19 protein-coding genes are annotated in these 22,744 nt (G+C 63.2%); 13 read left to right on the top strand and 6 right to left on the bottom strand.

What is annotated here, in order from left to right:
* Window positions 1–26 precede the first annotated feature (26 nt).
* The 4 genes from ACODSR_RS18850 (at window position 27) to ACODSR_RS18835 (ending at window position 3,249) form a co-directional block, all read left to right on the top strand.
* Window positions 27–365, top strand: a complete 339-nt coding sequence (locus ACODSR_RS18850) for a hypothetical protein (protein ID WP_489078146.1) — start codon at window positions 27–29, stop codon at window positions 363–365.
* A gap of 33 nt (window positions 366–398) precedes the next feature.
* Complete coding sequence (locus ACODSR_RS18845; protein ID WP_489078135.1) at window positions 399–1,064, top strand: response regulator transcription factor; 666 nt, start codon at window positions 399–401, stop codon at window positions 1,062–1,064.
* A 189-nt stretch (window positions 1,065–1,253) separates the two neighbouring features.
* On the top strand, window positions 1,254–2,558 hold the full coding sequence (locus ACODSR_RS18840; protein WP_489078145.1) for a sensor histidine kinase: 1,305 nt from the start codon (window positions 1,254–1,256) through the stop codon (window positions 2,556–2,558).
* Window positions 2,559–2,895: 337 nt separating this feature from the next.
* Complete coding sequence (locus ACODSR_RS18835) at window positions 2,896–3,249, top strand: YbaN family protein (RefSeq protein WP_489078134.1); 354 nt, start codon at window positions 2,896–2,898, stop codon at window positions 3,247–3,249.
* 415 nt (window positions 3,250–3,664) lie between these two features.
* On the opposite strand, the gene ACODSR_RS18830 is transcribed toward ACODSR_RS18835, so the two are convergent.
* Together ACODSR_RS18830 and ACODSR_RS18825 are read right to left on the bottom strand one after the other, a co-directional pair.
* On the bottom strand, window positions 3,665–4,096 hold the full coding sequence (locus tag ACODSR_RS18830) for a hypothetical protein (RefSeq protein ID WP_489078133.1): 432 nt from the start codon (window positions 4,094–4,096) through the stop codon (window positions 3,665–3,667).
* 416 nt (window positions 4,097–4,512) lie between these two features.
* The gene (locus ACODSR_RS18825) at window positions 4,513–5,010 is read right to left on the bottom strand and encodes an SH3 domain-containing protein (RefSeq protein WP_489078132.1); all 498 of its coding nucleotides are present in this window, start codon (window positions 5,008–5,010) and stop codon (window positions 4,513–4,515) included.
* Window positions 5,011–5,112: 102 nt separating this feature from the next.
* On the opposite strand from ACODSR_RS18825, the gene ACODSR_RS18820 reads away from it, so the two are divergent.
* The 8 genes from ACODSR_RS18820 to ACODSR_RS18785 all read left to right on the top strand — a co-directional run bounded on the left by ACODSR_RS18820 (window position 5,113) and on the right by ACODSR_RS18785 (window position 15,933).
* Window positions 5,113–6,126, top strand: a complete 1,014-nt coding sequence (locus tag ACODSR_RS18820) for a 2-hydroxyacid dehydrogenase (protein ID WP_489078131.1) — start codon at window positions 5,113–5,115, stop codon at window positions 6,124–6,126.
* A gap of 4 nt (window positions 6,127–6,130) precedes the next feature.
* A complete protein-coding gene (locus ACODSR_RS18815) occupies window positions 6,131–6,334 on the top strand; it encodes a DUF5818 domain-containing protein (protein WP_489078130.1) in 204 nt (67 codons plus the stop codon).
* A gap of 51 nt (window positions 6,335–6,385) precedes the next feature.
* Window positions 6,386–8,140, top strand: a complete 1,755-nt coding sequence (locus ACODSR_RS18810) for a DUF885 domain-containing protein (RefSeq protein ID WP_489078129.1) — start codon at window positions 6,386–6,388, stop codon at window positions 8,138–8,140.
* A 164-nt stretch (window positions 8,141–8,304) separates the two neighbouring features.
* Window positions 8,305–11,067, top strand: coding sequence for a bifunctional aconitate hydratase 2/2-methylisocitrate dehydratase (locus tag ACODSR_RS18805; protein WP_489078128.1), 2,763 nt, complete (start codon window positions 8,305–8,307; stop codon window positions 11,065–11,067).
* Between the two features lie 419 nt (window positions 11,068–11,486).
* The gene (gene acnA / locus ACODSR_RS18800; RefSeq protein WP_489078127.1) at window positions 11,487–14,156 is read left to right on the top strand and encodes an aconitate hydratase AcnA; all 2,670 of its coding nucleotides are present in this window, start codon (window positions 11,487–11,489) and stop codon (window positions 14,154–14,156) included.
* A 108-nt stretch (window positions 14,157–14,264) separates the two neighbouring features.
* On the top strand, window positions 14,265–14,489 hold the full coding sequence (locus ACODSR_RS18795; RefSeq protein ID WP_489078144.1) for a CBU_0592 family membrane protein: 225 nt from the start codon (window positions 14,265–14,267) through the stop codon (window positions 14,487–14,489).
* Window positions 14,486–15,166 (top strand): cyclase family protein, encoded by a 681-nt coding sequence (locus tag ACODSR_RS18790; RefSeq protein ID WP_489078126.1) that lies wholly within the window; start codon window positions 14,486–14,488, stop codon window positions 15,164–15,166. Before ACODSR_RS18795 ends, ACODSR_RS18790 begins: the two co-directional genes overlap by 4 nt.
* Before the next feature lie 65 nt (window positions 15,167–15,231).
* Entirely contained in the window at window positions 15,232–15,933 is a 702-nt protein-coding gene (locus tag ACODSR_RS18785) for a glutamine amidotransferase (protein WP_489078125.1), read from the top strand.
* Between the two features lie 22 nt (window positions 15,934–15,955).
* On the opposite strand, the gene ACODSR_RS18780 is transcribed toward ACODSR_RS18785, so the two are convergent.
* Entirely contained in the window at window positions 15,956–16,612 is a 657-nt protein-coding gene (locus tag ACODSR_RS18780; protein WP_489078124.1) for a glutathione S-transferase, read from the bottom strand.
* A 124-nt stretch (window positions 16,613–16,736) separates the two neighbouring features.
* On the opposite strand from ACODSR_RS18780, the gene ACODSR_RS18775 reads away from it, so the two are divergent.
* Window positions 16,737–17,960 (top strand): polyhydroxyalkanoate depolymerase, encoded by a 1,224-nt coding sequence (locus ACODSR_RS18775; protein WP_489078123.1) that lies wholly within the window; start codon window positions 16,737–16,739, stop codon window positions 17,958–17,960.
* 444 nt (window positions 17,961–18,404) lie between these two features.
* Here the strand turns inward: ACODSR_RS18775 and ACODSR_RS18770 are convergent, their stop codons facing one another.
* The 3 genes from ACODSR_RS18770 to ACODSR_RS18760 are packed head-to-tail and all read right to left on the bottom strand — an operon-like array spanning window position 18,405 to window position 22,659.
* Window positions 18,405–19,745 (bottom strand): amidohydrolase family protein, encoded by a 1,341-nt coding sequence (locus tag ACODSR_RS18770; RefSeq protein ID WP_489078122.1) that lies wholly within the window; start codon window positions 19,743–19,745, stop codon window positions 18,405–18,407.
* Window positions 19,742–21,127 (bottom strand): amidohydrolase, encoded by a 1,386-nt coding sequence (locus ACODSR_RS18765; RefSeq protein ID WP_489078121.1) that lies wholly within the window; start codon window positions 21,125–21,127, stop codon window positions 19,742–19,744. The genes ACODSR_RS18770 and ACODSR_RS18765 overlap by 4 nt, the downstream gene beginning before the upstream one ends.
* Window positions 21,128–21,135: 8 nt before the next feature.
* The gene (locus tag ACODSR_RS18760) at window positions 21,136–22,659 is read right to left on the bottom strand and encodes a peptide MFS transporter (RefSeq protein ID WP_489078120.1); all 1,524 of its coding nucleotides are present in this window, start codon (window positions 22,657–22,659) and stop codon (window positions 21,136–21,138) included.
* Between the last annotated feature and the right edge of the window lie 85 nt (window positions 22,660–22,744).

Genomic DNA, 22,744 nt, shown 5'->3' with positions numbered 1-22,744 from the left:
CCGCCGCTTCATTCACCACCTGTTCAATGCCTTCCGCCTATGCCATGCCCATGACAATGATGCGCAAAAGCCTGATCGCCGGAATCATCGCCATGGGGACCGCAATCGCGCTGGTCCCCGTTGCCGACGCGGGCGGGCGACGCGATGAACAGGACGCCGCGCGCCGCGCCATGCTGGACGGACAGGTCATGCCCTTCGCCATGATCAAGCGGCGCGTCGATTCGCAGATGAACGGGGCCAGCTATGTCGGCAGCGAATTCAACCCATCCTCCAACCGCTACCGCCTGAAATATGTGAAGGACGGCAAGGTCATGTGGGTTGATGCGGACGGCCGGACAGGCGATATTATCGGCTGGGCGCGCTGACCGCGCCTGACAACAACAAGAAACGGAACGCCCATGCGCCTGCTGATCGTCGAGGATGAACCAAGTCTGGGCCAGCAGCTCAGGAACACGCTGGAGGGCGCAGGCTATGCCGTCGACCTCGCCACCGATGGTGAGGACGGGCATTTCCTTGGCTCGACCGAAAATTACGACGCGATCGTGCTGGACCTTGGCCTACCCACCATCGACGGCCTGACCGTACTGGACCGCTGGCGCAAGGAAGGCCGCGCCTTCCCCGTGCTGGTGCTGACCGCGCGCGACAGCTGGTCGGACAAGGTGGCGGGGCTGGACGCGGGCGCGGACGATTATCTCGCCAAGCCCTTCCAGTCCGAAGAACTCATCGCCCGCCTGCGCGCCCTCATCCGCCGCGCGTCGGGCAATGCGTCGAGCGAACTGACCGCCGGCGACGTCCGCCTCGACACACGGTCCGGCAAGGTGACGCTCAGCGGCGATCCGGTAAAACTTACCGCGCAGGAATATAAACTCCTGTCCTATCTGCTCCATCACAAGGGCAAGGTGGTCAGCCGCACGGAACTCATCGAACATATTTACGATCAGGATTTCGACCGCGATTCCAACACCATCGAAGTGTTCGTCACCCGCATCCGCAAGAAACTGGGCGCCGACGTCATCACCACCATCCGCGGCCTTGGCTACAGCCTGGACGAGCCGGGGCGGTAAACAGCGCCATATATTCCGTTCGCCCTGAGCGAAGTCGAAGGGCACCTCCGAACGAAGTGAGGAGCCTTCGCTTCGCTCAGGAGAAGGCTTCGACAGGCTCAGCCCGAACGGATATGGGAACAGTCTGAAAATATGACCGATCCCGCCACCCCTCCCCCCGTCCGCTCCACCGGCTCCATCAGCCGCCGGATGATCGGCATCGCTGCGCTATGGATCAGCGTGCTGCTGGTCGGCGGCGGCGTGGCGCTGGACCGGGTGCTGGCCGACGCCATCACCCGCAATTTCGACGACGGCATGAATTATGTGCTGACCGCGATGATCGCCGCGTCGGAAATCGGGCCGGACGGCGAAGTCCTCTTCAACCGCGAACTGGCCGACCAGCGCTTCCTGGAACCCAATAGCGGCCTCTATTATCAGGTCAGCGCAAAGGGGCATGAGGACTGGCGATCCCGCTCGCTCTGGGACCGCGCGATCAAGGTCCCCGCCGACCATCATGACCGCCACCTCCACGTCTATGACAGCAAGCAATTCCCCGGCGAGGATTTGCGCGTCATGGAACGCACCGTCGTCCTGCCCGGATCGAACACTCGCTGGATGTTCATCGTGGCGCAGGCGCGCGCCGGGCTGAACGCCCAGATCCGCACGCTGCGCACCACATTGGTGCAGAGCTTCGCCCTGCTCGCGCTCGGCCTGTTCGTGCTGGCCACGCTCCAGACTCTCTACGGCCTGCGCCCGTTGCGCAAGGTGCGGCTGGAAATCATCCGTATGCGCGACGGCCTCAAAAGCCGCGTCACCGAACCCATGCCCGCCGAAGTCCTGCCCATGGTCGAGGAACTGAACGCCCTGCTCGCCCACAATGAACGCCAGGCGGAAGAAGCGCGCACCCATGCGGGCAATCTTGCCCATGCGCTCAAGACCCCGCTGACCGTCATCATGAACGCCGCCACCGCCCAGGCACCCGACCTTGGCGAAACCGTGATCCGCGAAGCCACCACCATGCGGCGGCAGGTCGATCATCACCTCGCCCGCGCCCGCGCCGTCGGCAGGCGGGGTGCCGCACAGAGTCGCGCCGACGTCTGGGCCAGCCTCACCGCCGTCGAACGCGCCGTCGCCCGCCTCTATGCCCACGCCCGCGTCGATATGGACGGGGACAAGGACGCCGCCGTCCGCGTCGAGCGGCAGGACCTCGACGAAATGCTTGGCAACCTCGTCGAAAACGCCGCCAAATATGGCGGCGGCAGCGTGTTCGCGACAGTCCAGCGCGCGGGCGACATGGTCGAAATATTGGTCGAGGATGACGGCAACGGCATCCCGCAGCAGGACCGCACCCGCATCTTCGACCGCGGCGTCCGCCTCGATTCCGGCAAACCCGGCACCGGCCTCGGCCTCGCCATCGTCCGCGACGTCGCGGAGATTTACGGCGGCACCGTCACCCTGGAAGAAAGCGAGGACCTAGGCGGCCTCCTCGTGCGTCTAAGACTCCCCGCCGCGTAATTCCTTCTCCCCAGAGCTATCGTATATGAAACTGCGCCCTCCTTCATCGTCACCCTGAACTTGTTTCAGGGTCCATTTCTCGTCACGAGCGGCGGCTTGTGGGGCACGATGGATGCTGAAATAAATTCAGCATGACGATGGAGGGATAACGGAAGGCCGTATGCACCCCCTTCTCCCCTGTGGGGAGAAGGATACGAAGCCTTGGCGACGCCAGTCGCCTAGGCGCAGTTGGAAGAGGGGGCACGACGCTGGTGCCACCGCTCAACCCTTGCCATCCACCCCCGCACCTGCGAAGCAATAGCATCGCAAAACCCCACCCGGCCCGAACAGGAACCCCATGCGGCGGCACCTCTACCTCATCGCCGGTTTCGCCTCGCTCGGCCTCGGCGCGATCGGCGCGTTCCTGCCGCTGCTCCCCACCGTCCCCTTCATGATCCTCGCCGCCTTCTGCTTCGCCCGCTCCAGCCCGGCGCTGGAAGCCAGACTGCTGGACCACACACATTTCGGCCCCCACATCCGCCGCTGGCGGGAACGCGGAGCCATCAGCCGTCGCGGCAAAAAAGCCGCCCTCGCCGCCTTCACCTTCAGCGCCACCCTCGCCCTCTTCCTCTCCCCCTGGCCCTGGTATCTGATCCCGATCACCGCCGCCCTGATCGGCGGCACCTGGATCTGGACCCGCCCGGAAGCGTGAGGGGCAGCGGGAAAGAAAGCAGACATCCCCACCCCCGTCATCCCGGACCCTTCGACAAGCTCAGGACAGGCTTGATCCGGGATCCATTCACGCAAGGCTAGCTATTGCGCGCAAGCGTAGAGCCAATGGATCCTGACTTTAGCACCGCTCCCCTTCGGGTCGTCAGGATGACGACGCTATTTAACCATCAGCCCCCACCCTTCTCCCCACAGGGGAGAAGGATACAAAGCCTTACCGAACGCAGTGAGGTTAGGCGAAGTTGGATGAGGGGGACCAACGCCAACGGCGCGCGCTTCCGAGAGGTCATCACACCCTCACCCAGCTACGACTAAGGCTGCAAGCAGCCAAGTCTCCGCAGCCCTCTCCCTCAAGGGAGAGGGGAAAGGGGACAATCCGCAAGCGACCATTCGCAGCCTTACTCGATTAAAGTCGCGGCATCTGAAACCGGACGTAAGTTGATTACCTTATCGACGATTATCTCATAGTCGAAGGCGCTCAAGTGCCCGTAGCTTCCCTTGCGAGCCGTGTGCCGTCCCACAAACTCAACTTCGTAGAGGCCTTCGCCGCTAACCGAAGAGGTTAGAGCCTTCCCCGACAACCAGACGCGGTCGCCAGCAGTATGATAGGAGCAGGAACTAGCGGGAGGTGGACAAAAGCGAGAATTCTCGAATTCTCTTCTCCATAGGCCTTTCCACTGACGGGCTGGTGTCATTTCGAAGCATTCATCTGTGCTCGACGGCATCGATTCGATGCCACCATATTTAATCTTGTTAAGGCACCCTTCGGTGATGCCCGGCATTTCTTCCCGAAACTTTTGAATGGCGTTATCCGAGAGCCGCTGTGGCATCTGTTCACATCCTTGCGTCACCAACAGTATCAAAGGAGCGAGGTTCATAAAGCGGCATTGCATGTTGCGATGATGGCCAGATTGACCCCGCTCTGCAACGTCTGACTTGAGTGATGCTGATCCAATATCAGTCAGTCCGCTCCCCACCCTAGCTAGACATAAGGCCACCGCCGACACCCACACCCAACACCACCTGTCCTACACCCACCCCACCTGCTACACTCGCACCCGGCTCTTTCCCATCGTCCACCCAGCACAACCGCGCAAACTTCGCGCAAATCCCCCACGCGCGACATGGGCGAAGTTTGCGAAGTTCCGCGCCGCCAACAGCCGCCGCCCCGCGCAACATCCTGCCCGCAGCACGCACGAAAATATCACAATCACCGGGAAATATGCGAAGCTAAGCCCCGCAAATCCTATTTATCCGTCGCGCCCCAAACATCCTGCGCCTTCACATAGCCCCGCTGGCCCTTCACATCGAAGCTGCACCAGCCGCCCGAACAGTCGGACAAGCGCCCCACCACGCCCTTTTGCGCGCGAAACAGCGTCCGCGCGCCATCGCTGGCCGATTCGCGCATCGGCGCTTCGGCCGCCCGCACAACCCCGGTCGGCGTATCGCTCAGCAACCGGACGTGCATCCACCCTTGCGCGCCGTCGGGGTCCTCGACCTTGCGCCACAGGCCCAGCACCTGCACCACCTTCACCGGCAGGTCGCGGCGGCGGTATATCCAGTTGGACGGGTAATCCAGGCTTGGCCCGACCCGCATCCGCGCCTCAGGCTGCGAAATCGAGGCCCAGTAAGGCACCGGCTTGCCCGCCGCGATCACCGCGCCACCCGCCGCGCCCAGCGCGATTCCAACGCCCGCGCCCAGCCAGATGCGCTTCATGCCCGACCTGATTTTCCTGTCACCCATGGCCTTCCCATAGCCGCTGCGCCGCCCCCGCGACAACTGCTGACTTGCCCGATCCGCCATAAGCGCTTGACCGAAGGCGCGGCCAAGCATAGCGGCCTTGGCATGGCCCAGAAACCGCGTTCGACTCAACCGCGCCCCGCCAAGCCGCGCGTCATCGTCACGCGCCGCCTGCCCCCCAATGTGGAGGCGCGCATGGCCGAACTGTTCGACGCCAGCTTCAATGTCGGTGATCAGCCGATGAGCCGCACCGAACTCGCCCGCGCCATGGCGCAATGCGACGTGCTGGTCCCCTGCATCAGCGACCAGATCGACGCCGCGCTGATCGCCGCCGCGCCCGACCGGCTGCAACTCCTCGCCAGCTTCGGCAGCGGCGTCGATCATATCGACCTGACCGCCGCCCGCGCGAAGGGCATCATCGTCACCAATACGCCCGGCGTCCTGACCGAAGATACCGCCGACATGACGATGGCGCTGATCCTGTCGGTCCCCCGCCGCCTGGCCGAGGGGGAAAAGCTGGTGCGCAGTGGCGAGTGGCGCGGCTGGAGTCCGTCGGGGATGCTGGGCCACCGCATCGGTGGCAAGAAGCTCGGCATCATCGGCATGGGCCGCATCGGTCGCGCCGTCGCCCGCCGCGCCCGCGCCTTTGGCCTGACCATCGCCTATCACAACCGCCACCGCCTGCCGTTCGAGGTGGAGCAGGAACTGGAGGCCGAATGGATCGGCGACGTGGACGGCCTGCTCGCCGCCTGCGACATCGTGTCGATCCACTGCCCGCTCAACGCCGACACGCGCGGGCTGATCGACGCCCGGCGGATCGCGCTGATGCGCCCCGACGCCTATCTCATCAACACATCCCGCGCCGAAATCACCGACGAAGCCGCGCTGATCGTCGCGCTGGACGAAGGCCGGATCGCGGGCGCGGGGCTGGACGTCTACACCCATGAACCGGCGGTCGATCCGCGCCTCTTCTCCCTCTCCAACGTCGTCCTGCTCCCCCATATGGGGTCCGCCACCTTCGAGGGCCGCGACGCCACCGGCGCGCGCGTCATCGCCAATATCCGCAGCTGGGTCGATGGCCACCGCCCGCCCAATCAGGTGCTGGAAGGCTGGGTCTGACCCGGTGACGGAGGTTGGCGCAGCGGTGGACGAAACCGGGCGACTGGTCCGCGACGCCGCCGGTTTCCTGCTCCAGCGTGATCTGGGCGGCAGCTACCGGCTGGTGCTGCTGCGCGTGCCCGTCGATCTAGTCGAAAAGCGGGTCCGGGTCCGCGGTTTCCACGCTGGCGACGGCATCGTCGAAGCGGACGGCGTCGCGCCGGCCTGACCCCCTCTGATCCCCTTGCCAAATGCACCGGGACGCGCGATCCCTTGCCCCATGCGCAAGATCATCGCCCTCCTCATCGCCACCGCCGCGCCCGCTCTGGCCCACGCCCAAACGCCCCATAACGCCCTGACCAGCGTGATGGACGATCATTGGGCCTGGTGGCTTTCGGTCCATCCGGTCGATGCCACCGCTCGCGGGGTCCGCACCTATGACGACCGCATCTACGACATATCGCTGGCGGGCCGCGCCGCGCAGATCAAAGCGGAACAGGCCTTTGTCGCCCGGCTGGACGCGATCGCCGACAGCGGCCTCGACACCACCGACCGGGTCAATCGCGCGGTCCTGCTCTGGATGCTGCGCGACGACATTGCCGGGGAAGCCCATCCCGCCGAACGGCTGATGCTGTTCACCACCTATTATGGCTGGCATCAGGGCTTTGCCAGCATGGGCGACGGCCTGCCCTTCTACAACCGCGCCGACTATGACAGCTATTTGAAGCGCCTCTCGCTCTACCCCCGGCAAAATGGCGATGCCCTCGCCATCACGCGGCAGGCGATCAGGGGCGGTTACGTCCAGCCCTGCTCGGTGCTGGGCAAATATGCCGCCACGATCAGCGGCATCGTCGCGGGCAAGCCGCAGGACACCCGCTTCTACGAACCCTTCACCCGCGCCAAACCCCGCGACATCAGCGATGCGGACTGGACCGCGATGCAGGCCCGCGCCACCGCCCTGATCCGCGATGTCATCACGCCAGAATATCGCAAATGGCACGACCTGTTCGTGAAGGATTATCTGCCCGCCTGCCGCAAGAGCGACAGCGCCTCCACCCTGCCGGGCGGCGCGGCCTGGTATGCCAGCCGGGTACGCGCCCACACCACCACCGACCTCACCCCCGACCAGATCCACACCATCGGCCTGTCCGAAGTCGCCCGCATCCGCGCCCGCATGGATGAGGTCGCGGCCAAGGCAGGCTATCCCAGCCGCGCCGCCTTCATCCAGCATCTGCGCACCGATCCGCGCTATTACGCCAAAACGCCGGAGGAACTGCTCCAGGTCGCCGCGCGGCAGGCCAAGGCGATTGACGGCCTGTTGCCCCGCTATTTCGGTACCCTGCCGCGCCTGCCCTATGGCCTCAAACCCATCCCCGCCGCCGAGGCGGAAGGGACCACGACCGCTTATTATATGCCCGGATCGCCAGAGAGCGGGATCGCCGGCACTTATTATGTCAACACCTCGAAACTCGACCAGCGCCCCTTTTGGGAACTGCCCGCGCTCACCGCGCATGAGGCAGTGCCCGGCCATCACAACCAGATCGCGCTGCAACAGGAACTCCCCTTGCCCCCGTTCCGCAAATATCTCGCAGGCTTCACCGTCTATGTCGAAGGCTGGGCGCTCTACACCGAGTATCTGGGCGAAGAGATGGGCCTGTATGACACGCCCGAAAAGATGATGGGCCGCCTGTCCTACGAAATGTGGCGCGCCTGCCGTCTGGTGGTCGACACCGGCATCCATGCCAAGGGCTGGGACAAGGCCCGCGCCGTCGCCTTCATGAAGGATAATAGCGCCCTGTCGGACGCCAATATCGATGCGGAGGTCAACCGCTACATCAGCTGGCCGGGTCAGGCGCTGGGCTACAAGCTGGGCGAGATCAGAATCCGGGAATTGCGGGCGACGGCGGAAAGCGCGCTCGGCCCGAAATTCGACCTGCGCGCCTTCCACGACGCGGTGCTGGCGCAGGGCGCAGTACCGCTGACGGTGCTGGACAGCCAGATCGACGCCTGGATCGCGACGCAGAAGGCGCGCTGACCCATTCCTACCCAATGGCCCCAAGCCATTTTTGCTGCGCTGCGGCGGCTTGCCAATCGGTGTCGGTTCAACTACCGGGGGCCGACAGCTCCCCAGACCGGGCATAAAGATCGGCAAGTGGCGCTGCGCGTCGAATCCGTGCACTTTATGACGTTGGGGAAAAGATGAGCATTTACCTGGATTATCTGGCCGAAATCGACAGCCGAAAGACTCAGGGACTTGCGCCCAAGCCGATCGACGACGGTGTCCTGCTCAGCGAAATCATCGCCATCATCCAGGATGCGGCCAGCGAACATCGCGCCGACGCGCTCAAATTCTTCATCTACAACACGCTGCCCGGCACCACGAGCGCAGCCGCTGCCAAGGCGGCGTTCCTCAAGCAGATCATCCTGGGCGAAGTAAACGTCCCGGAAATCACCCCCGCCTTCGCGCTCGAACTGCTCAGCCACATGAAGGGCGGCCCCTCGATCGGCGTGCTGCTCGACATTGCGCTGGGCGATGATGCCGCGATCGCGGTTCAGGCGGGCGACGTCCTCAAGACGCAATTCTTCCTCTACGACGCCGATATGTTCCGCCTGCGCGACGCCTATCTGGCGGGCAATCCGGTCGCCAAGGACGTGCTGGAAAGTTACGCCCAGGCCGAATTCTTCACCAAGCTCCCCGATGTCGAGGATGAGATCAAGGTTGTCACCTACATCGCTGGCGAAGGCGATATCTCGACCGACCTGCTCTCGCCGGGCAATCAGGCCCATTCGCGCTCCGACCGTGAACTGCACGGCCTATGCATGATGACGCCGCAGGCGCAGCAGGAGATTGTGGCGCTGAAAGCCCAGCATCCCGACAAGCGCGTGATGCTGATCGCCGAAAAGGGCACGATGGGCGTCGGCTCCTCGCGCATGTCGGGCGTCAACAATGTGGCGCTGTGGACCGGCAAACAGTCCAGCCCCTATGTGCCCTTCGTCAACTATGCGCCTGTCGTTGGCGGCACCAACGGCATCTCGCCGATCTTTGGCACCACCGTGGACGTGACCGGCGGCATCGGCATCAACCTTAAAAACTGGGTCAAGATGACCGGCCCGGACGGCAAAGCCATCCTGAACAATGACGGCAATCCGGTGCTGGAGGAGAAATTCTCCGTCGCGACTGGCACGGTCCTCAAGATCGACGTCAAGAACAAGAAGCTGACCGACGAAGCGGGCAATGAACTGGTCGATGTCGCCTCCGCCTTCACCCCGCAGAAGATGGAATTCATGAAGGCGGGCAGCAGCTACGCCATTGTGTTCGGCAAGAAGCTCCAGACCTTCGCCGCCGAAACGCTGGGCGTCGAAGCGCCCCTGGTGTTCGCTCCGAACAAGGAAATCTCGGTCGAGGGCCAGGGTCTCACGGCTGTTGAAAAAATCTTCAACCGCAATGCCGTGGGCGTCACACCAGGCAAGATACTGCACGCAGGGTCGGACGTCCGCGTCACGGTGAACATCGTCGGGTCGCAGGACACGACCGGGCTTATGACGGCGCAGGAACTCGAAGCGATGGCGGCCACCGTCATTTCTCCGCTGGTCGATGGCGCCTATCAGTCGGGCTGCCACACCGCGTCGGTCTGGGACAAAAAGGCGCAGGCCAATATCCCCAAGCTCATGTCCTTCATGAACAATTTTGGCCTGATCACCGCGCGCGACCCCAAGGGCCGCTATCATGCGATGACCGACGTGATCCACAAGGTGCTGAACGACATCACCGTGGACGACTGGGCGATCATCATCGGCGGCGACAGCCACACCCGCATGTCGAAAGGCGTGGCCTTTGGCGCGGACTCCGGCACGGTTGCATTGGCGCTGGCAACGGGCGAAGCGACCATGCCGATCCCGCAGTCGGTCAAGGTCAGCTTCAAGGGCCAGATGCTCCCCTATATGGACTTCCGCGACGTGGTCCACGCGACCCAGGCGCAGATGCTCGCCCAGTTCGGTGAAAATATATTCCAGGGCCGGGTGATCGAAGTCCACATCGGCACGCTGCTCGCCGATCAGGCCTTCACCTTCACCGACTGGACGGCCGAAATGAAGGCCAAGGCGTCGATCTGCATCTCGCAGGACGAAACGCTGATCGAGTCGCTGGAAATCGCCAAGTCGCGCATCCAGATCATGATCGACAAGGGCATGGACAATGAAGCGGGTACGCTGCGCGGCCTGATCGCCAAGGCGGACGCGCGCATCGCGGAAATCCGTTCGGGCGTGAAGCCCGCACTGGCACCCGACCCCAACGCCAAATATTTTGCTGAGGTGGTGGTCGATCTGGACCTGATCAACGAGCCGATGATCGCCGACCCGGATGTCAACAATGCGGACGTGTCCAAGCGCTACACCCATGACACCATCCGGCCTGTTTCCTATTATGGCGGCACCAAGAAGGTCGATCTGGGCTTTATCGGTTCGTGCATGGTCCATAAGGGCGACATGAAAATCCTGGCCCAGATGCTCAAAAATATCGAAGCCAGCGAAGGCAAGGTCGAGTTCAAGGCACCGCTGGTCGTCGCGCCGCCCACCTATAATATCGTCGATGAGCTGAAAGCCGAAGGCGACTGGGACGTGCTGAAAAAATATGCCGGGTTCGAGTTTGACGATGTGGCGCCGAAGGGCGCTGCGCGGACCAGCTATGAGAAGATGCTGTATCTCGAACGTCCCGGCTGCAACCTGTGCATGGGCAATCAGGAAAAGGCCGCCAAGGGCGACACCGTCATGGCCACCTCCACCCGCCTGTTCCAGGGTCGCGTCGTGGAAGATACGGACGAGAAAAAGGGCGAATCGCTGCTGGCTTCGACCCCGGTTGTGGTGCTGTCGACCATATTGGGCCGCACGCCCAGCATGGACGAATATAAGAGCGCGGTCGTCGGCATCGACCTGACCAAATTCGCACCCCCCGTCGCCCACTGATCCGGGGGTCTGATAGCCATTTCAAACAGATGCCGCCGCTGCGCTCTCCCCTTGGGGAAAGCGCAGCGGCGGCATTGCTATTTCTAGAGTGTGATGACTTTAGATTGAATCCCAAGCTCCGTTCGTTTCGAGCGAAGTCGAGAAACCGGCGTGCCACCGTTTCTCGACTTCGCTCGAAACGAACGGGACAAAGTAAACTCACCCATCTCTATCCCGACCTCACCTGCCTCCCAAACATCTGCCTTGGACGACTTGGCAATTGACTTGGCACCGCTAGTTCCTATCTCCCTGCTACAACGGGATATAGCTGCTTCGACCCATGGTTCGGGCGCCGCCCACCCTTAAGCCGTCCGGCTTTCTGGCGGATCATGCGTCATCATCCCGACCGGGCCGAAGCTACCGCGAGGAGACGCACATTCATGACCGCCATCGGACAGGACACGCTGGGCACGCGCGATATATTGCATGTCGACGGCAAGGACATCGCCTTTTACTCGCTTAAAAGAGCCGCGGCCAAGCTGGGCGACGTCTCCCGCCTGCCCTTCTCGATGAAGGTGCTGCTCGAAAATCTGCTTCGTTTTGAAGATGGCGTGACCGTCACGGTCGAGGACATAAAGGCGATCATCGACTGGCAGAAGGACCGGGGCCAGGCCCAGCGCGAAATCCAGTATCGCCCCGCCCGCGTCCTGCTCCAGGATTTCACCGGCGTCCCCTGCGTGGTCGATCTCGCCGCGATGCGCGACGCGATGAACGCGCTGGGTGCGGACGCCAGCAAGATCAACCCGCAAGTCCCCGTCCACCTCATCATCGACCATAGCGTCATGGTCGACGAATTTGGCACGCCCAAGGCGTTCGAGCAGAATGTGGAAATCGAATATCAGCGCAATATGGAGCGCTACGACTTCCTCAAATGGGGCAGCAAGTCCCTCGCCAATTTCTACGCCGTCCCCCCCGGCACCGGCATCTGCCATCAGGTGAACCTCGAAAATATCGCGCAGGCCGTCTGGTCGTCGGTCGATGCCGACGGCATGACCGTCGCCTATCCCGACACCTGCGTCGGCACCGACAGCCACACCACGATGATAAACGGCCTGGGCGTACTCGGCTGGGGCGTGGGCGGCATCGAAGCGGAAGCCGCGATGCTGGGCCAGCCCGTCTCCATGCTCATCCCCGAAGTCGTCGGCTTCAAATTCACCGGCGCACTCACGGAGGGCGTCACCGCCACCGATCTGGTCCTCACCTGCACCGAAATGCTGCGCAAAAAGGGCGTCGTCGGCCGCTTCGTCGAATATTTCGGCCCCGGCCTCGCCAGCCTCTCGCTCGCCGACCGCGCAACGCTGGCCAATATGGCCCCCGAATATGGCGCGACCTGCGGCTTTTTCGGCATCGATGACAAGACGCTGGACTATATGCGCCTGACCGGCCGCAGCGACGACACGCTCGCACTGGTGGAGGCCTATGCCAAAGAGCAGGGCTTCTGGATCGACCCGTCCGCCGACCTCGTTTTCACCGACACGCTGGAACTCGACCTTGCCAGCGTTGTCCCCAGCCTGGCCGGTCCCAAGCGCCCGCAGGACCGCGTCTCGCTGCCGCAGGTCGATGATGTGTTCAACGCCGATCTGGCCAACACCTACAAGAAGGCGCAGCAGCGCGTACCGGTCGAGGGCGAGGCTTTCGACATTGGCGATGGCGACGTCACCATCGCGGCGATCACCAGCTGCACCAACACATCGAACCCCAGCGTCATGATTGCAGCCGGTCTGGTCGCCCAAAAGGCCAACGAACTCGGCCTCAAGCCCAAGCCCTGGGTCAAGACCAGCCTCGCGCCGGGCAGCCAGGTCGTCACCGACTATCTTGAAAAGGCGGGTCTGCAATCGCATCTCGACGCGATCGGCTTCAACCTTGTGGGCTATGGCTGCACCACCTGCATCGGCAACTCCGGCCCGCTGGCCCCGGCGATCAGCGCCGCGATCAACGACAACGGCCTCGTCGCCGCCGCAGTCATCTCCGGCAACCGCAATTTTGAAGGTCGCGTCTCGCCCGACGTCCGCGCCAATTTCCTGGCCTCGCCCCCGCTGGTTGTCGCCTATGCGCTCAAAGGCACGGTGATCGAGGATTTCATCACCACCCCCATCGGCATCAGCAGCGCAGGTCATGACGTCTATCTGAAAGACATCTGGCCGACCAATGACGAGGTCGCGACAAGCATCGCGGGCTGCATGGACCGGCAAATGTATCAGGCGCGCTACGCCAATGTCTATACGGGCGACGCCCACTGGCAGGCGATCGACGTCACCGGCACCGACACTTATAGCTGGCGTGCAGGTTCCACCTATGTCGCCAACCCGCCCTATTTCGAGGGGTTGAGCATGACCCCGGCACCCGTCACCGACATTATCGCAGCAAAACCGCTGGCCATCTTCGGCGATTCGATCACCACCGATCACATCTCGCCCGCAGGCTCGATCAAGGCGTCCAGCCCCGCCGGCCAATGGCTGTCCGAGCATCAGGTCGCGCAGGCCGACTATAACAGCTATGGTTCCCGGCGCGGCCATCATGAAGTCATGATGCGCGGCACCTTCGCCAATATCCGCATCAAAAATCTGATGCTGGACGGCGTCGAAGGCGGCATGACCCGCTATGACGGCAACGTGATGCCGATCTACGACGCGGCGATGAAGCACAAGGCGGACGGCACCCCGCTGGTCGTCATCGGCGGCAAGGAATATGGCACCGGCTCCTCACGCGACTGGGCGGCCAAGGGCACCAATCTGCTGGGCGTCCGCGCGGTTATCGTCGAAAGTTTCGAGCGTATCCACCGATCCAATCTGGTCGGCATGGGCGTCCTGCCGCTCCAGTTCAAAAATGGCGACACGCGCGATACGCTGGGCCTGACCGGCGATGAAAGCTTCACCATCACCGGTGTCGCGGACCTCAAACCCCGTCAGGATGTGGACGTGCTGGTCACCCGCGCCGACGGCTCAACCTTCACCTTCACCGCGCTCTGCCGGATCGATACGATCAACGAGCTGGAATATTTCCTGAACGGCGGCATCCTTCAATATGTGCTGCGCAAGCTGGCGGCTTGATCGGCTGACGCACCACGCTAAGAGTTGAAAGGCTCCCCCCGGCATGGAGGGAGCCTTTTTCCTGGGGGAGCGCGGCTCTTGGCGTTTTTCGTCGAAGTCATAGGCTGGATGGGCGCGCTGCTGGTACTGGCCGCCTATCTGGGGGTGTCAAGCGGACGGCTGACCGGCGGGTCGGCAGCGTTTCAGGGCATGAACGCGCTGGGTGCCGCCTTCTTCGTACTCAACACATGGTGGCATGACGCAATTCCCTCGATGGTCCTGAACATCATCTGGAGCGGGATCGGCTTCGTCGCATTATGGCGCATCGCCCGCCGGAAAGCATCGCCCGCATGACCCGCCTCATAGACCTGAGCCATGCAATCGAGCATGGGATGCCGACCTATAAGGGCGTGGCAGCACCGCATATCTGCGACTACTGGACCAGGGAGCAATCGCGCGCCACCTATGCAGATGGCAGCGCCTTTCAGATGGGACGGATCGACATGGTGTCGAACACCGGCACCTATCTGGATGCCCCGTTTCACCGTTTTGAGGATGGCGACGATCTGTCGATGCTGGCGCTCGACCGGCTCGTCAGCCTGCCCGCCATCCTCATCAGGCGACCGTTCGAGACAGTCGGGCTGGCGACCGATGCCGCCGATCTGGATGATCTGGACGTGGGCGGCAAGGCCGTGCTGGTCCACACCGGCTGGGACCGGTATTGGCGCACACCGGCCTATTTTGATGTGCATCCGTTCCTGACGGAGAGTGCCGCCTGCCTGCTGGCGGATCGCGGCGCGCGGCTGGTCGGAATCGACAGCCACAATATTGACGATACCCGCCCCGGTTGTGGCCGCCCGGTGCACCGCGCCTTGCTGGGTGCGGGCGTCCTGATTTGCGAACATCTGACCAATATGGGCGCTCTGCCGACGGCGGGTTTCGGCTTTAGCGCGGTACCACCCAAGATCGTGGGCATGGGGACATTTCCTGTCCGGGCATTCGCCATGCTGGATAGCGATCCGATAGCCTGACTTGCCCGCCGCCAAGAAAGGCTGGGCTGGCGACGACGCACGGGATTATCTACCGGATTGGTAGCATGAAAACAGCGCTCATCGTCCGCCATGTTCCCCGCGAAGGGGCCGCTGGCTATCTCCAGCCGATCGAAGCGGCGGGATATCATATCGACCGGGTCGATGTCGCCAGCCCCGATTTTGCGGGCGTCGATCTGTGCGAACCGGACCTGCTAATCATGATGGGCGGGCCGATGGGCGTGTATGAGGCCGATGTCCACCCTTGGATTCCCGTCCAGATCGACAAGCTCGCTGCCCGGCTGGACCGCGACCGGCCAACGCTGGGCGTGTGCCTGGGCAGCCAGATGATCGCGGCAGCTTTGGGCGCACCCGTCTATCCGGGCGGGCGGATGGAACTGGGCTTTGCGCCCGTGACTGTGAATGAAGCGGGCGCGACTTCCCCCCTGCGCCATGTCGATGGCGTGCCGCTGCTGCATTGGCATAGCGACACGTTCGATCTGCCCGATGGCGTCGATCTGCTCGCCTCCACCGACCTCTACGCCCATCAGGCCTTTCGGCGCGGCCCCAATCTGCTGGCGCTGCAATTCCACGCCGAAATGGGCGAGGACCCCCGCTTCGACGAATGGCTGACCCATTTCTGGGCCGACCTGGATATTGCGGGCCAGTGCGGCATCGCCCTGCGACAGGCCCATGACGATCATGGTCCCGGCGCAGTGGCGGCTGGCCGGGCGATGATCGGGGAGTGGCTGGCGGGGGTACGGGTTTAAGCGTTCGCACCGGGAAGAGCGGTCAGAATTCGATGTCGAGTTCTTCCACCTCGTCCGGCTCGACCCGCGCCTCATCAATCCATTCGCGCATGATGTCCCAGCTGTTGATCGTCCGGCAATAGGCCGCCGCCGTCGCCGACACCGGCACGGCATAGGTCAGGAAGCGTTCGGCCACCGGCGCGAACATGGCGTCGGCGACGGTCGGCTTGTCGCCGAACAGCCACGGTCCGCCATAGCTGTCCAGACATTCCGCCCAGATCGTCTCGATCCGTTCGATGTCGGGCTTGGCCCCGGAAAAGATCGGGAATTTGGCGTGCCGGACTTTCAGGTTCATCGGCAGGGCGGAGCGGAGATTGGCAAAGCCCGAATGAATTTCCCCCGATACCGACCGGCAATGGGCGCGGGCAATCCGGTCAGCCGGGTACATGCCCGCGTCAGGATACAGCTCATGCAGATATTCCGCGATCGCCAGCGTGTCCCAGACGCTTGCCCCTTCATGCGTCAGGCGCGGCACCAGCACGGAGGGTGAGAGCAGCAACAGCTCAGCGCGATTTTCCGCGTCGTCCAGCGCGATCAGCTTTTCTTCGACCTTCAGTCCCGCGATGCGACACAGCAACCAACCACGCAGCGACCAGGACGAATAATTTTTACTGGATAGAGTGAGTTGTGCGATAGCCATGACATTCCCTCCGGTCAGCCTTAACCTACATTTATGATGATGCGGTGCAACATATAATCCGTGTATAGCGTTGCATACGTAAACCGATTCGGATGGACGGATTGAACAAGGCGCGCTTATAGTCATGCGAATGCTGTACAGTGGTTATCAGGCGTGGAACGATATGCTGGCGCCGGCACGCTTCGGGGCGCAGATCGCGCTGGGGATGCGCGACAAGATGGGGCCTATGGCCGACTGGGCCATGCCGCGCCGCATGTTCGCGCTGATGGATGTGTTCCAGGGCGCGCGCGTCACGCACAAGCGTCCGGCCTATGCGATCGACACTGTGCGCAGCGGCAATGCCGATGTCGCGGTGCGCGAGGAGATTGTCGCGGACCTGCCCTTTGGCGACCTGCTGCATTTCGTGAAGGATGAGGTAGAGACCGCCCAGCCGCGCGTGCTCGTGGTAGCGCCGATGTCGGGTCATTTCTCCACCTTGTTGCGCAGCACGGTGGTGACCCTGCTCCAGGACCATGACGTCTATATTACCGACTGGAAAAATGCCCGCGACGTGCCGCTGGAGGCCGGGCGCTTCGGCTTTGAGGATTATGTCGATTATATCATCCAGTTTTTCCAGACGATGGGACCGGGCGCGCATCTGCTGTCGGTATGCCAGCCCTGCGTCCCTGCTCTGGCGGCAGTGGCGGTCATGGCCGAGGATAAAAACCCGGCAACGCCCAAGTCGATGACGCTGATGGGCGGGCCGATCGACACGCGAGTCGCGCCGACCGTGGTCAACGACCTGGCCAATGACAAGCCGATCGACTGGTTCGAGAAGAATCTGATCTCCACCGTCCCATTCCGCTATGCCGGGCGCGGTCGCGAAGTCTATCCGGGCTTCCTGCAACTTTCCGCCTTCATGGCGATGAACATGGAACGGCACGGGTCGCAGCATCGCGAACTTTACCAGTTGCTCGCCGATGGCAAGACGGTCGAGGCGGACAAGATCAAGACGTTCTACGAGGAATATTTCGCGGTCCTGGACATGACCAAGGAATTCTACCTTGAAACCGTCGACCTGGTATTCCAGCGCACGATGCTGGCCAAGGGCGAGTTGATGCACCGCGGTCGTCCCGTCAATCCGGGCGCGATCCGCAAGACTGCGCTGCTGACGGTCGAGGGCGAAAAGGATGATGTCTGCGCCGTGGGCCAGACGGCGGCGGCACACACGCTCTGCACGGGCCTGCGCCCGCATCTCAAACGCCATCATTTGCAGCCGGGCGTCGGCCATTATGGCGTCTTTTCCGGCAGCAAATGGGAAAAGCAGGTCTATCCGCAGGTGCGGAACATGATCCTGTCGATGAACTGACGCCCCGGTTGCGGGCAAGCGTCGGATAGGAGATGCGGGGCTTAGCTTCGCATATTTCCCGGCAATCATGATATTTTCGTGCGCAACGCGGACAGGATGTTACGCATTCTGCGGTGATGGGTGCGCGCGGAACTTCGCAAACTTCGCCCATATCGCTTGTGGGGAATTTGGGTGAAGTTTGCCGGTCGGCCATGCGGAGCGCGCGGTCGTGTGTGGGGTGCGAACGATGGGAAGGAGCCGGGCGCGCTTATAGCAGGCGGGGCTGGTGTAGGACAGCGAGGGTCGCCTCTTCCAACTGCGGCATAGTGCGCGATGGCTTGAGGGTTTTCTCAACCTCCGTTCGTTTCGAGCGAAGTCGAGAAACACAGCGTGCAGGTTTCTCGACTTCGCTCGAAACGAACGGGGCGGGGTTGCGACGGCACACCCTATCGCCGCCGCCTCACCCTACCATTCATACGCCTTGGGCAGCGCGCCCTCGCCCGGCGTCGCATAGCGGTCGCGCAGCTTGGTCTGGCGGTTGTCGATCGGTTGCGGCACGCCGTCGACCCAAACCGCGATCGGCGCGGAGGTCATTTCCAGCGGATCGCCGTCCCACAGCACGACATCCCCGGCTCGCCCGGCCTTGAGCGAACCGATGCGATCGCCCAGCCCCATGGCTTCGGCAGGCGCGCTGCTGATGGTGCGGAGCGCCTGGCCCCAACTGAGACCCGTGGCCCCCGGCACCTTGTTCAGCGCCACCATATTGCCCGCCTGCTGGGTCGCGAGGCGCAGTTGCAGCCCCTCGTCCCGGTCCATCAGCCCCATGGATACGGCCACGCCTGCCTTCACCATGCGCCCGACATTGCTCTGGGTCGCGGCGAGCTTTTCAAAGCTGGAGGGGAGATCGTCGAGGCCGCCCGCGATCACCGGCACCTTGGCGGCGGCGATTTGCGGCGCGACCATCCAGCCTTCGGCGGCCCCGGCGATGATGATCTTGAGCGCGGGGAAATCCTGCCGCAGCGACAGGACGGTCACTATATCGCGCGCGCTTTCGACATGGACCATCAGCGGCATCGCGCCGGTGACGACCGGAACCAGCGCCTGCGCATCCACCCGGTTGAGCAGCGCATCCCTCGACCGCCCGTCATAGCTGGCGGGGGCTTTGGCAAACTCCTGCGCCTCGCGCAGCATGGTTTTGAAGGTCAGGATCGCGGCAGGGCGGCTGCCGCCTGCATCCTTGGCCCCTTCCTCGCCCAGTTCGACATATTGGAAGGCGCGCGCCTTCGTGATAGCGTTCATGTCCGCGCCCAGATCGACCACAGCGCCCTGCCCTGCAAAAATGCCGGTGCCGGTAGATGGGACGACGACGGCGCGGGTGATCCCCGCCGTCCGGCTGATCGCGATCGGGTTGGCGAGCGGGTTGATCGCAGGCGCCACGTCGATCGCAGCGGAGAAGGGCGAGCGGGCGCTGGCGTCGTTTGTTTCGTTGACCGCGGGAACTTCGACCAGACCTACCCGCGAATAGCCGGAGACCAGACCGGGCGTCACCCATTTGCCGCCCGCGTCGATCGTCTTGGTGCCGGGCGGAATGGCGATGCCTGCGCCAGCGGCGGCCACCTTGCCAGCTGTGATAAGGACGGTGCCGTTGCGGATGGGTTCGGAGCCGTCACCAATGGCGAGGGTCGCGCCGGTGATGGCGAGCGATTGGGCAAGGGCGGGGGTGGAGAGCAACGCAAGAGCCGCGAAGGCTGCGTGACCGCTTCTCGACTTCGCTCGAAGCGAACGGATGTTGGATGCCTTCGTCATTTCACATCTCCCGCGCCGATCTGGCCGAGTTCAAAGTCGCTGACCGGGCGCAGCTTGGGATTGGCGCTGTCGTAGAGCAAAGCGCCGTCGATCCACACTTTTTCCGGCCGGGTATAGGTGCTGAACGGATTGCCGTTCCACAGCACCACGTCGGCCATCTTGCCGACCTTCAGGCTGCCGGTCTGTTCGGCGATGCCCATGGCCCGCGCGGGATTGATGGCGAGCCAGGTCCAGGCGACCTCGTCCGCGATGGCGATCCCCATACGGCGACCCGCGCCCAGTGCCTTGGCCGCCTCCTGATTGAGGCGCTGGATGCCATTCTCGTCATCGCTATGGACGATGGTGCAGGCGCCTGCGCGGTGGACCAGCGGGATATTCTCCCTGATCCCGTCATAGGCCTCCATCTTGAAGCCATACCAGTCGCCCCACAGCGCCGAACAGACGCCATTGTCGCGCAGCAGGTCGGCGATCTTGTAGGCCTCGACCGCGTGGTGGAAGGCGGTGACCTTGTAGCCGAACTCCTTGCCCATATCGATGACATTGGCCATTTCGTCGGCGCGGTAGCAGTGATTGTGGACAAGTATCTTGCCCTCCAGCACATCGGCCAGCGTTTCCAGCCCCAGGTCGCGGGTCTGGTCTTTCCCGGCGGCGCGTTTCTTCTGATAGTCGCGCGCCTTGATCCAGGTCTGGCGGTTGACCGCCATATTGCCCATGCGGGTGGACGGCTCGCGTCCCTTGGAGCCGTAAACACGCTTGGGATTTTCGCCGCAGGCCATTTTGAGGCCATAAGGCGCGCCGGGGAATTTCATCCCTTGCATGGTGCGGGCGGGGACGTTTTTCAGCGTCACGCTGCGCCCGCCAAACAGATTGGCCGATCCGGGCAGGATTTGCAGGCTGGTCACCCCGCCATTGGCCAGCGCCCGCCCGAACCCGGCATCCTGCGGCCAGATACTATGTTCGGCCCACACATGAGCGGTGACCGGCGCGGTCGCTTCATTGCCGTCGGACAGCGCGTCCACGCTGGGGCTGGGATAGTCGCCCAGATGGCTGTGAATGTCGATCACGCCCGGCGTTACATATTTGCCGGTGCCGTCGAACACCGCGATGTCGGCGGGGATCGGCGTGTCGGGGCCGCCGATCGCGGTCACCTTGCCATCGGACAGGAATATGACGCCATTGTCGATCCGTCCCCCCTCCCCGTCGAAAATGGTCGCGCCGCGAATGGCGGTCGCGACGCCGGGATAGGCTTTGTAGGTGGAGGGATAGGGATTGTCGGGTTCTGCCGAACTGCCCTGCGTCGGCGTGGGCGCATCCTTGTCTTTCGTCGCCCCCGCCGGGACGGCAGTGCTGACCAGCAGCGCCGCCATAAGCAGCATCCTCATGCCCTGACTCATGGCTTATCCTCCGCGCCGATCGTGTCGAGATGCATCAGCCGCTTGATCATGGGCGAAATGAGCAGCACCAGCACGCCCACCCCCATCGAAAACCAGCCGATACGGGTATAGACGCCCAGCACCTGGGTGACGCCATCCGCGTCACCGCTGCCGGTGGCGCGGGCGATGAGGCCAGCGATGAAATTGCCCGCCGCCATGGCCAGGAACCAGGTCCCCATCACCAGCCCGACCATGTTAGGCACCGACAGCCGCGTCATCGCCGACAGGCCGACGGGGGAAAAGCACAGTTCCGCCATGGTGTGGAACAGATAGATGAGGATGACGAACAGCAACGGCGTCAAATCCTCCCCCGCCATCGCCGCGCCCGCCACCAGCACCAGAAAACCCGCGCCGCACAATATGAGGCCAATGCCGAATTTGGCGGGCGAGGATGGCTCCAGGCGGCGCTTGTCGAGGAAGGTCCACAGCAGGGCGAACAACGGCGCCAGCAGGATGATGAAGATCGAATTGACCGACTGGAACATCGACGCGGGAATATCCCAGCCCAGCACGTTGCGATCGACATTGCGGTCGGTGAAGATGTTGAGCGACGATCCGGTCTGTTCAAACAGACCCCAGAAGAGCGGGTTGAGCGCGATCAGGAAAAGCGCGGCAAACATGCGGTCGCGGTCGACCTTGCCCAGCGTGCCAAGCGTGCGCCAGACGATATAGATGACCGTCAACGCCGCGAAGGCCAGAAGCGCATAGCCCAGCAATTCGGCATAGCGGATGACGAACCAGATCGCGACAACGCCCAGTATCGCGCCCAGATAGATGGTCCATTCCTGACTGACGCCCGCCACCACAGGCGCGCGCAGTTGCTGCGGCGCGGGCGGCTCGCCCTTGCCCAGCAGCCAGGGGGTCAGCCAGACGAACATCACAAGGCCCAGCAACATGCCGACCCCCGCCGCGCCAAAGCCCCAGCCCCAGCCCATCGTTTCCCCCAACAAGCCGCAGACCAGCGGGCCGATCGCCCCGCCCGCATTGATGCCCATGTAGAAGATGGAGAAAGCCGGGTCGCGGCGCGCATCGTCGCGCGGATAGAGTTCGCCCACCAGCACCGAGATATTGGCTTTGAGGAACCCGGTGCCAACGATGATGCTGGCCAGCGCCAGATAGAAACCGTTGAGATAGACAGGGTCCTGCCCCCCCGGTCCCTCGGTCACCGCGATCAGGAAATGGCCGAAAGCGATGAACAGCCCGCCCGCCAGCACCGCCTTGCGCGGCCCCAGGAAACGGTCGGCCAGATAGCCACCGATGACCGGGGTGATGTAAACCAACGAGGTATAAGCCCCGTAGAGCAGATAGGCCTTGTCCTCGCCAAACAGGAAATGTTTGGTGAGGTAGAAAATCAGGATCGCGCGCATCCCATAATAGGAAAAACGCTCCCACATCTCTGCGAAAAACAGCAGGAACAGTCCGCGCGGATGGCCAAGCCAGGTCTTGCCCGCTGCCGCCGCGCCAGAAATTGAGGTCGCCATCAGCTACCCTTGTCTATTATGTGTGCCGGTCCGCCGAACGGGGACCAGAGGATGGCGCGAGACTAGAGCCTATTTCGCATCTGTC

The organism is Sphingobium sp. FG125 (genome assembly GCF_057809795.1).
This window is presented reverse-complemented; position numbering and strand designations above follow the sequence as displayed.

What these genes read in the sequence shown, in the direction of transcription:
- ACODSR_RS18850 (WP_489078146.1), top strand. Translation starts at nt 27, where the DNA reads ATGCCTTCCGCCTATGCCATGCCCATGACAATGATGCGCAAAAGCCTG.
- ACODSR_RS18845 (WP_489078135.1), top strand. Translation starts at nt 399, where the DNA reads ATGCGCCTGCTGATCGTCGAGGATGAACCAAGTCTGGGCCAGCAGCTC.
- ACODSR_RS18840 (WP_489078145.1), top strand. Translation starts at nt 1,254, where the DNA reads ATGATCGGCATCGCTGCGCTATGGATCAGCGTGCTGCTGGTCGGCGGC.
- ACODSR_RS18835 (WP_489078134.1), top strand. Translation starts at nt 2,896, where the DNA reads ATGCGGCGGCACCTCTACCTCATCGCCGGTTTCGCCTCGCTCGGCCTC.
- ACODSR_RS18830 (WP_489078133.1), bottom strand. Translation starts at nt 4,096, where the DNA reads ATGCCACAGCGGCTCTCGGATAACGCCATTCAAAAGTTTCGGGAAGAA.
- ACODSR_RS18825 (WP_489078132.1), bottom strand. Translation starts at nt 5,010, where the DNA reads ATGGGTGACAGGAAAATCAGGTCGGGCATGAAGCGCATCTGGCTGGGC.
- ACODSR_RS18820 (WP_489078131.1), top strand. Translation starts at nt 5,113, where the DNA reads ATGGCCCAGAAACCGCGTTCGACTCAACCGCGCCCCGCCAAGCCGCGC.
- ACODSR_RS18810 (WP_489078129.1), top strand. Translation starts at nt 6,386, where the DNA reads ATGCGCAAGATCATCGCCCTCCTCATCGCCACCGCCGCGCCCGCTCTG.
- ACODSR_RS18805 (WP_489078128.1), top strand. Translation starts at nt 8,305, where the DNA reads ATGAGCATTTACCTGGATTATCTGGCCGAAATCGACAGCCGAAAGACT.
- acnA (WP_489078127.1), top strand. Translation starts at nt 11,487, where the DNA reads ATGACCGCCATCGGACAGGACACGCTGGGCACGCGCGATATATTGCAT.
- ACODSR_RS18795 (WP_489078144.1), top strand. Translation starts at nt 14,265, where the DNA reads ATGGGCGCGCTGCTGGTACTGGCCGCCTATCTGGGGGTGTCAAGCGGA.
- ACODSR_RS18790 (WP_489078126.1), top strand. Translation starts at nt 14,486, where the DNA reads ATGACCCGCCTCATAGACCTGAGCCATGCAATCGAGCATGGGATGCCG.
- ACODSR_RS18785 (WP_489078125.1), top strand. Translation starts at nt 15,232, where the DNA reads ATGAAAACAGCGCTCATCGTCCGCCATGTTCCCCGCGAAGGGGCCGCT.
- ACODSR_RS18780 (WP_489078124.1), bottom strand. Translation starts at nt 16,612, where the DNA reads ATGGCTATCGCACAACTCACTCTATCCAGTAAAAATTATTCGTCCTGG.
- ACODSR_RS18775 (WP_489078123.1), top strand. Translation starts at nt 16,737, where the DNA reads ATGCGAATGCTGTACAGTGGTTATCAGGCGTGGAACGATATGCTGGCG.
- ACODSR_RS18770 (WP_489078122.1), bottom strand. Translation starts at nt 19,745, where the DNA reads ATGACGAAGGCATCCAACATCCGTTCGCTTCGAGCGAAGTCGAGAAGC.
- ACODSR_RS18765 (WP_489078121.1), bottom strand. Translation starts at nt 21,127, where the DNA reads ATGAGGATGCTGCTTATGGCGGCGCTGCTGGTCAGCACTGCCGTCCCG.
- ACODSR_RS18760 (WP_489078120.1), bottom strand. Translation starts at nt 22,659, where the DNA reads ATGGCGACCTCAATTTCTGGCGCGGCGGCAGCGGGCAAGACCTGGCTT.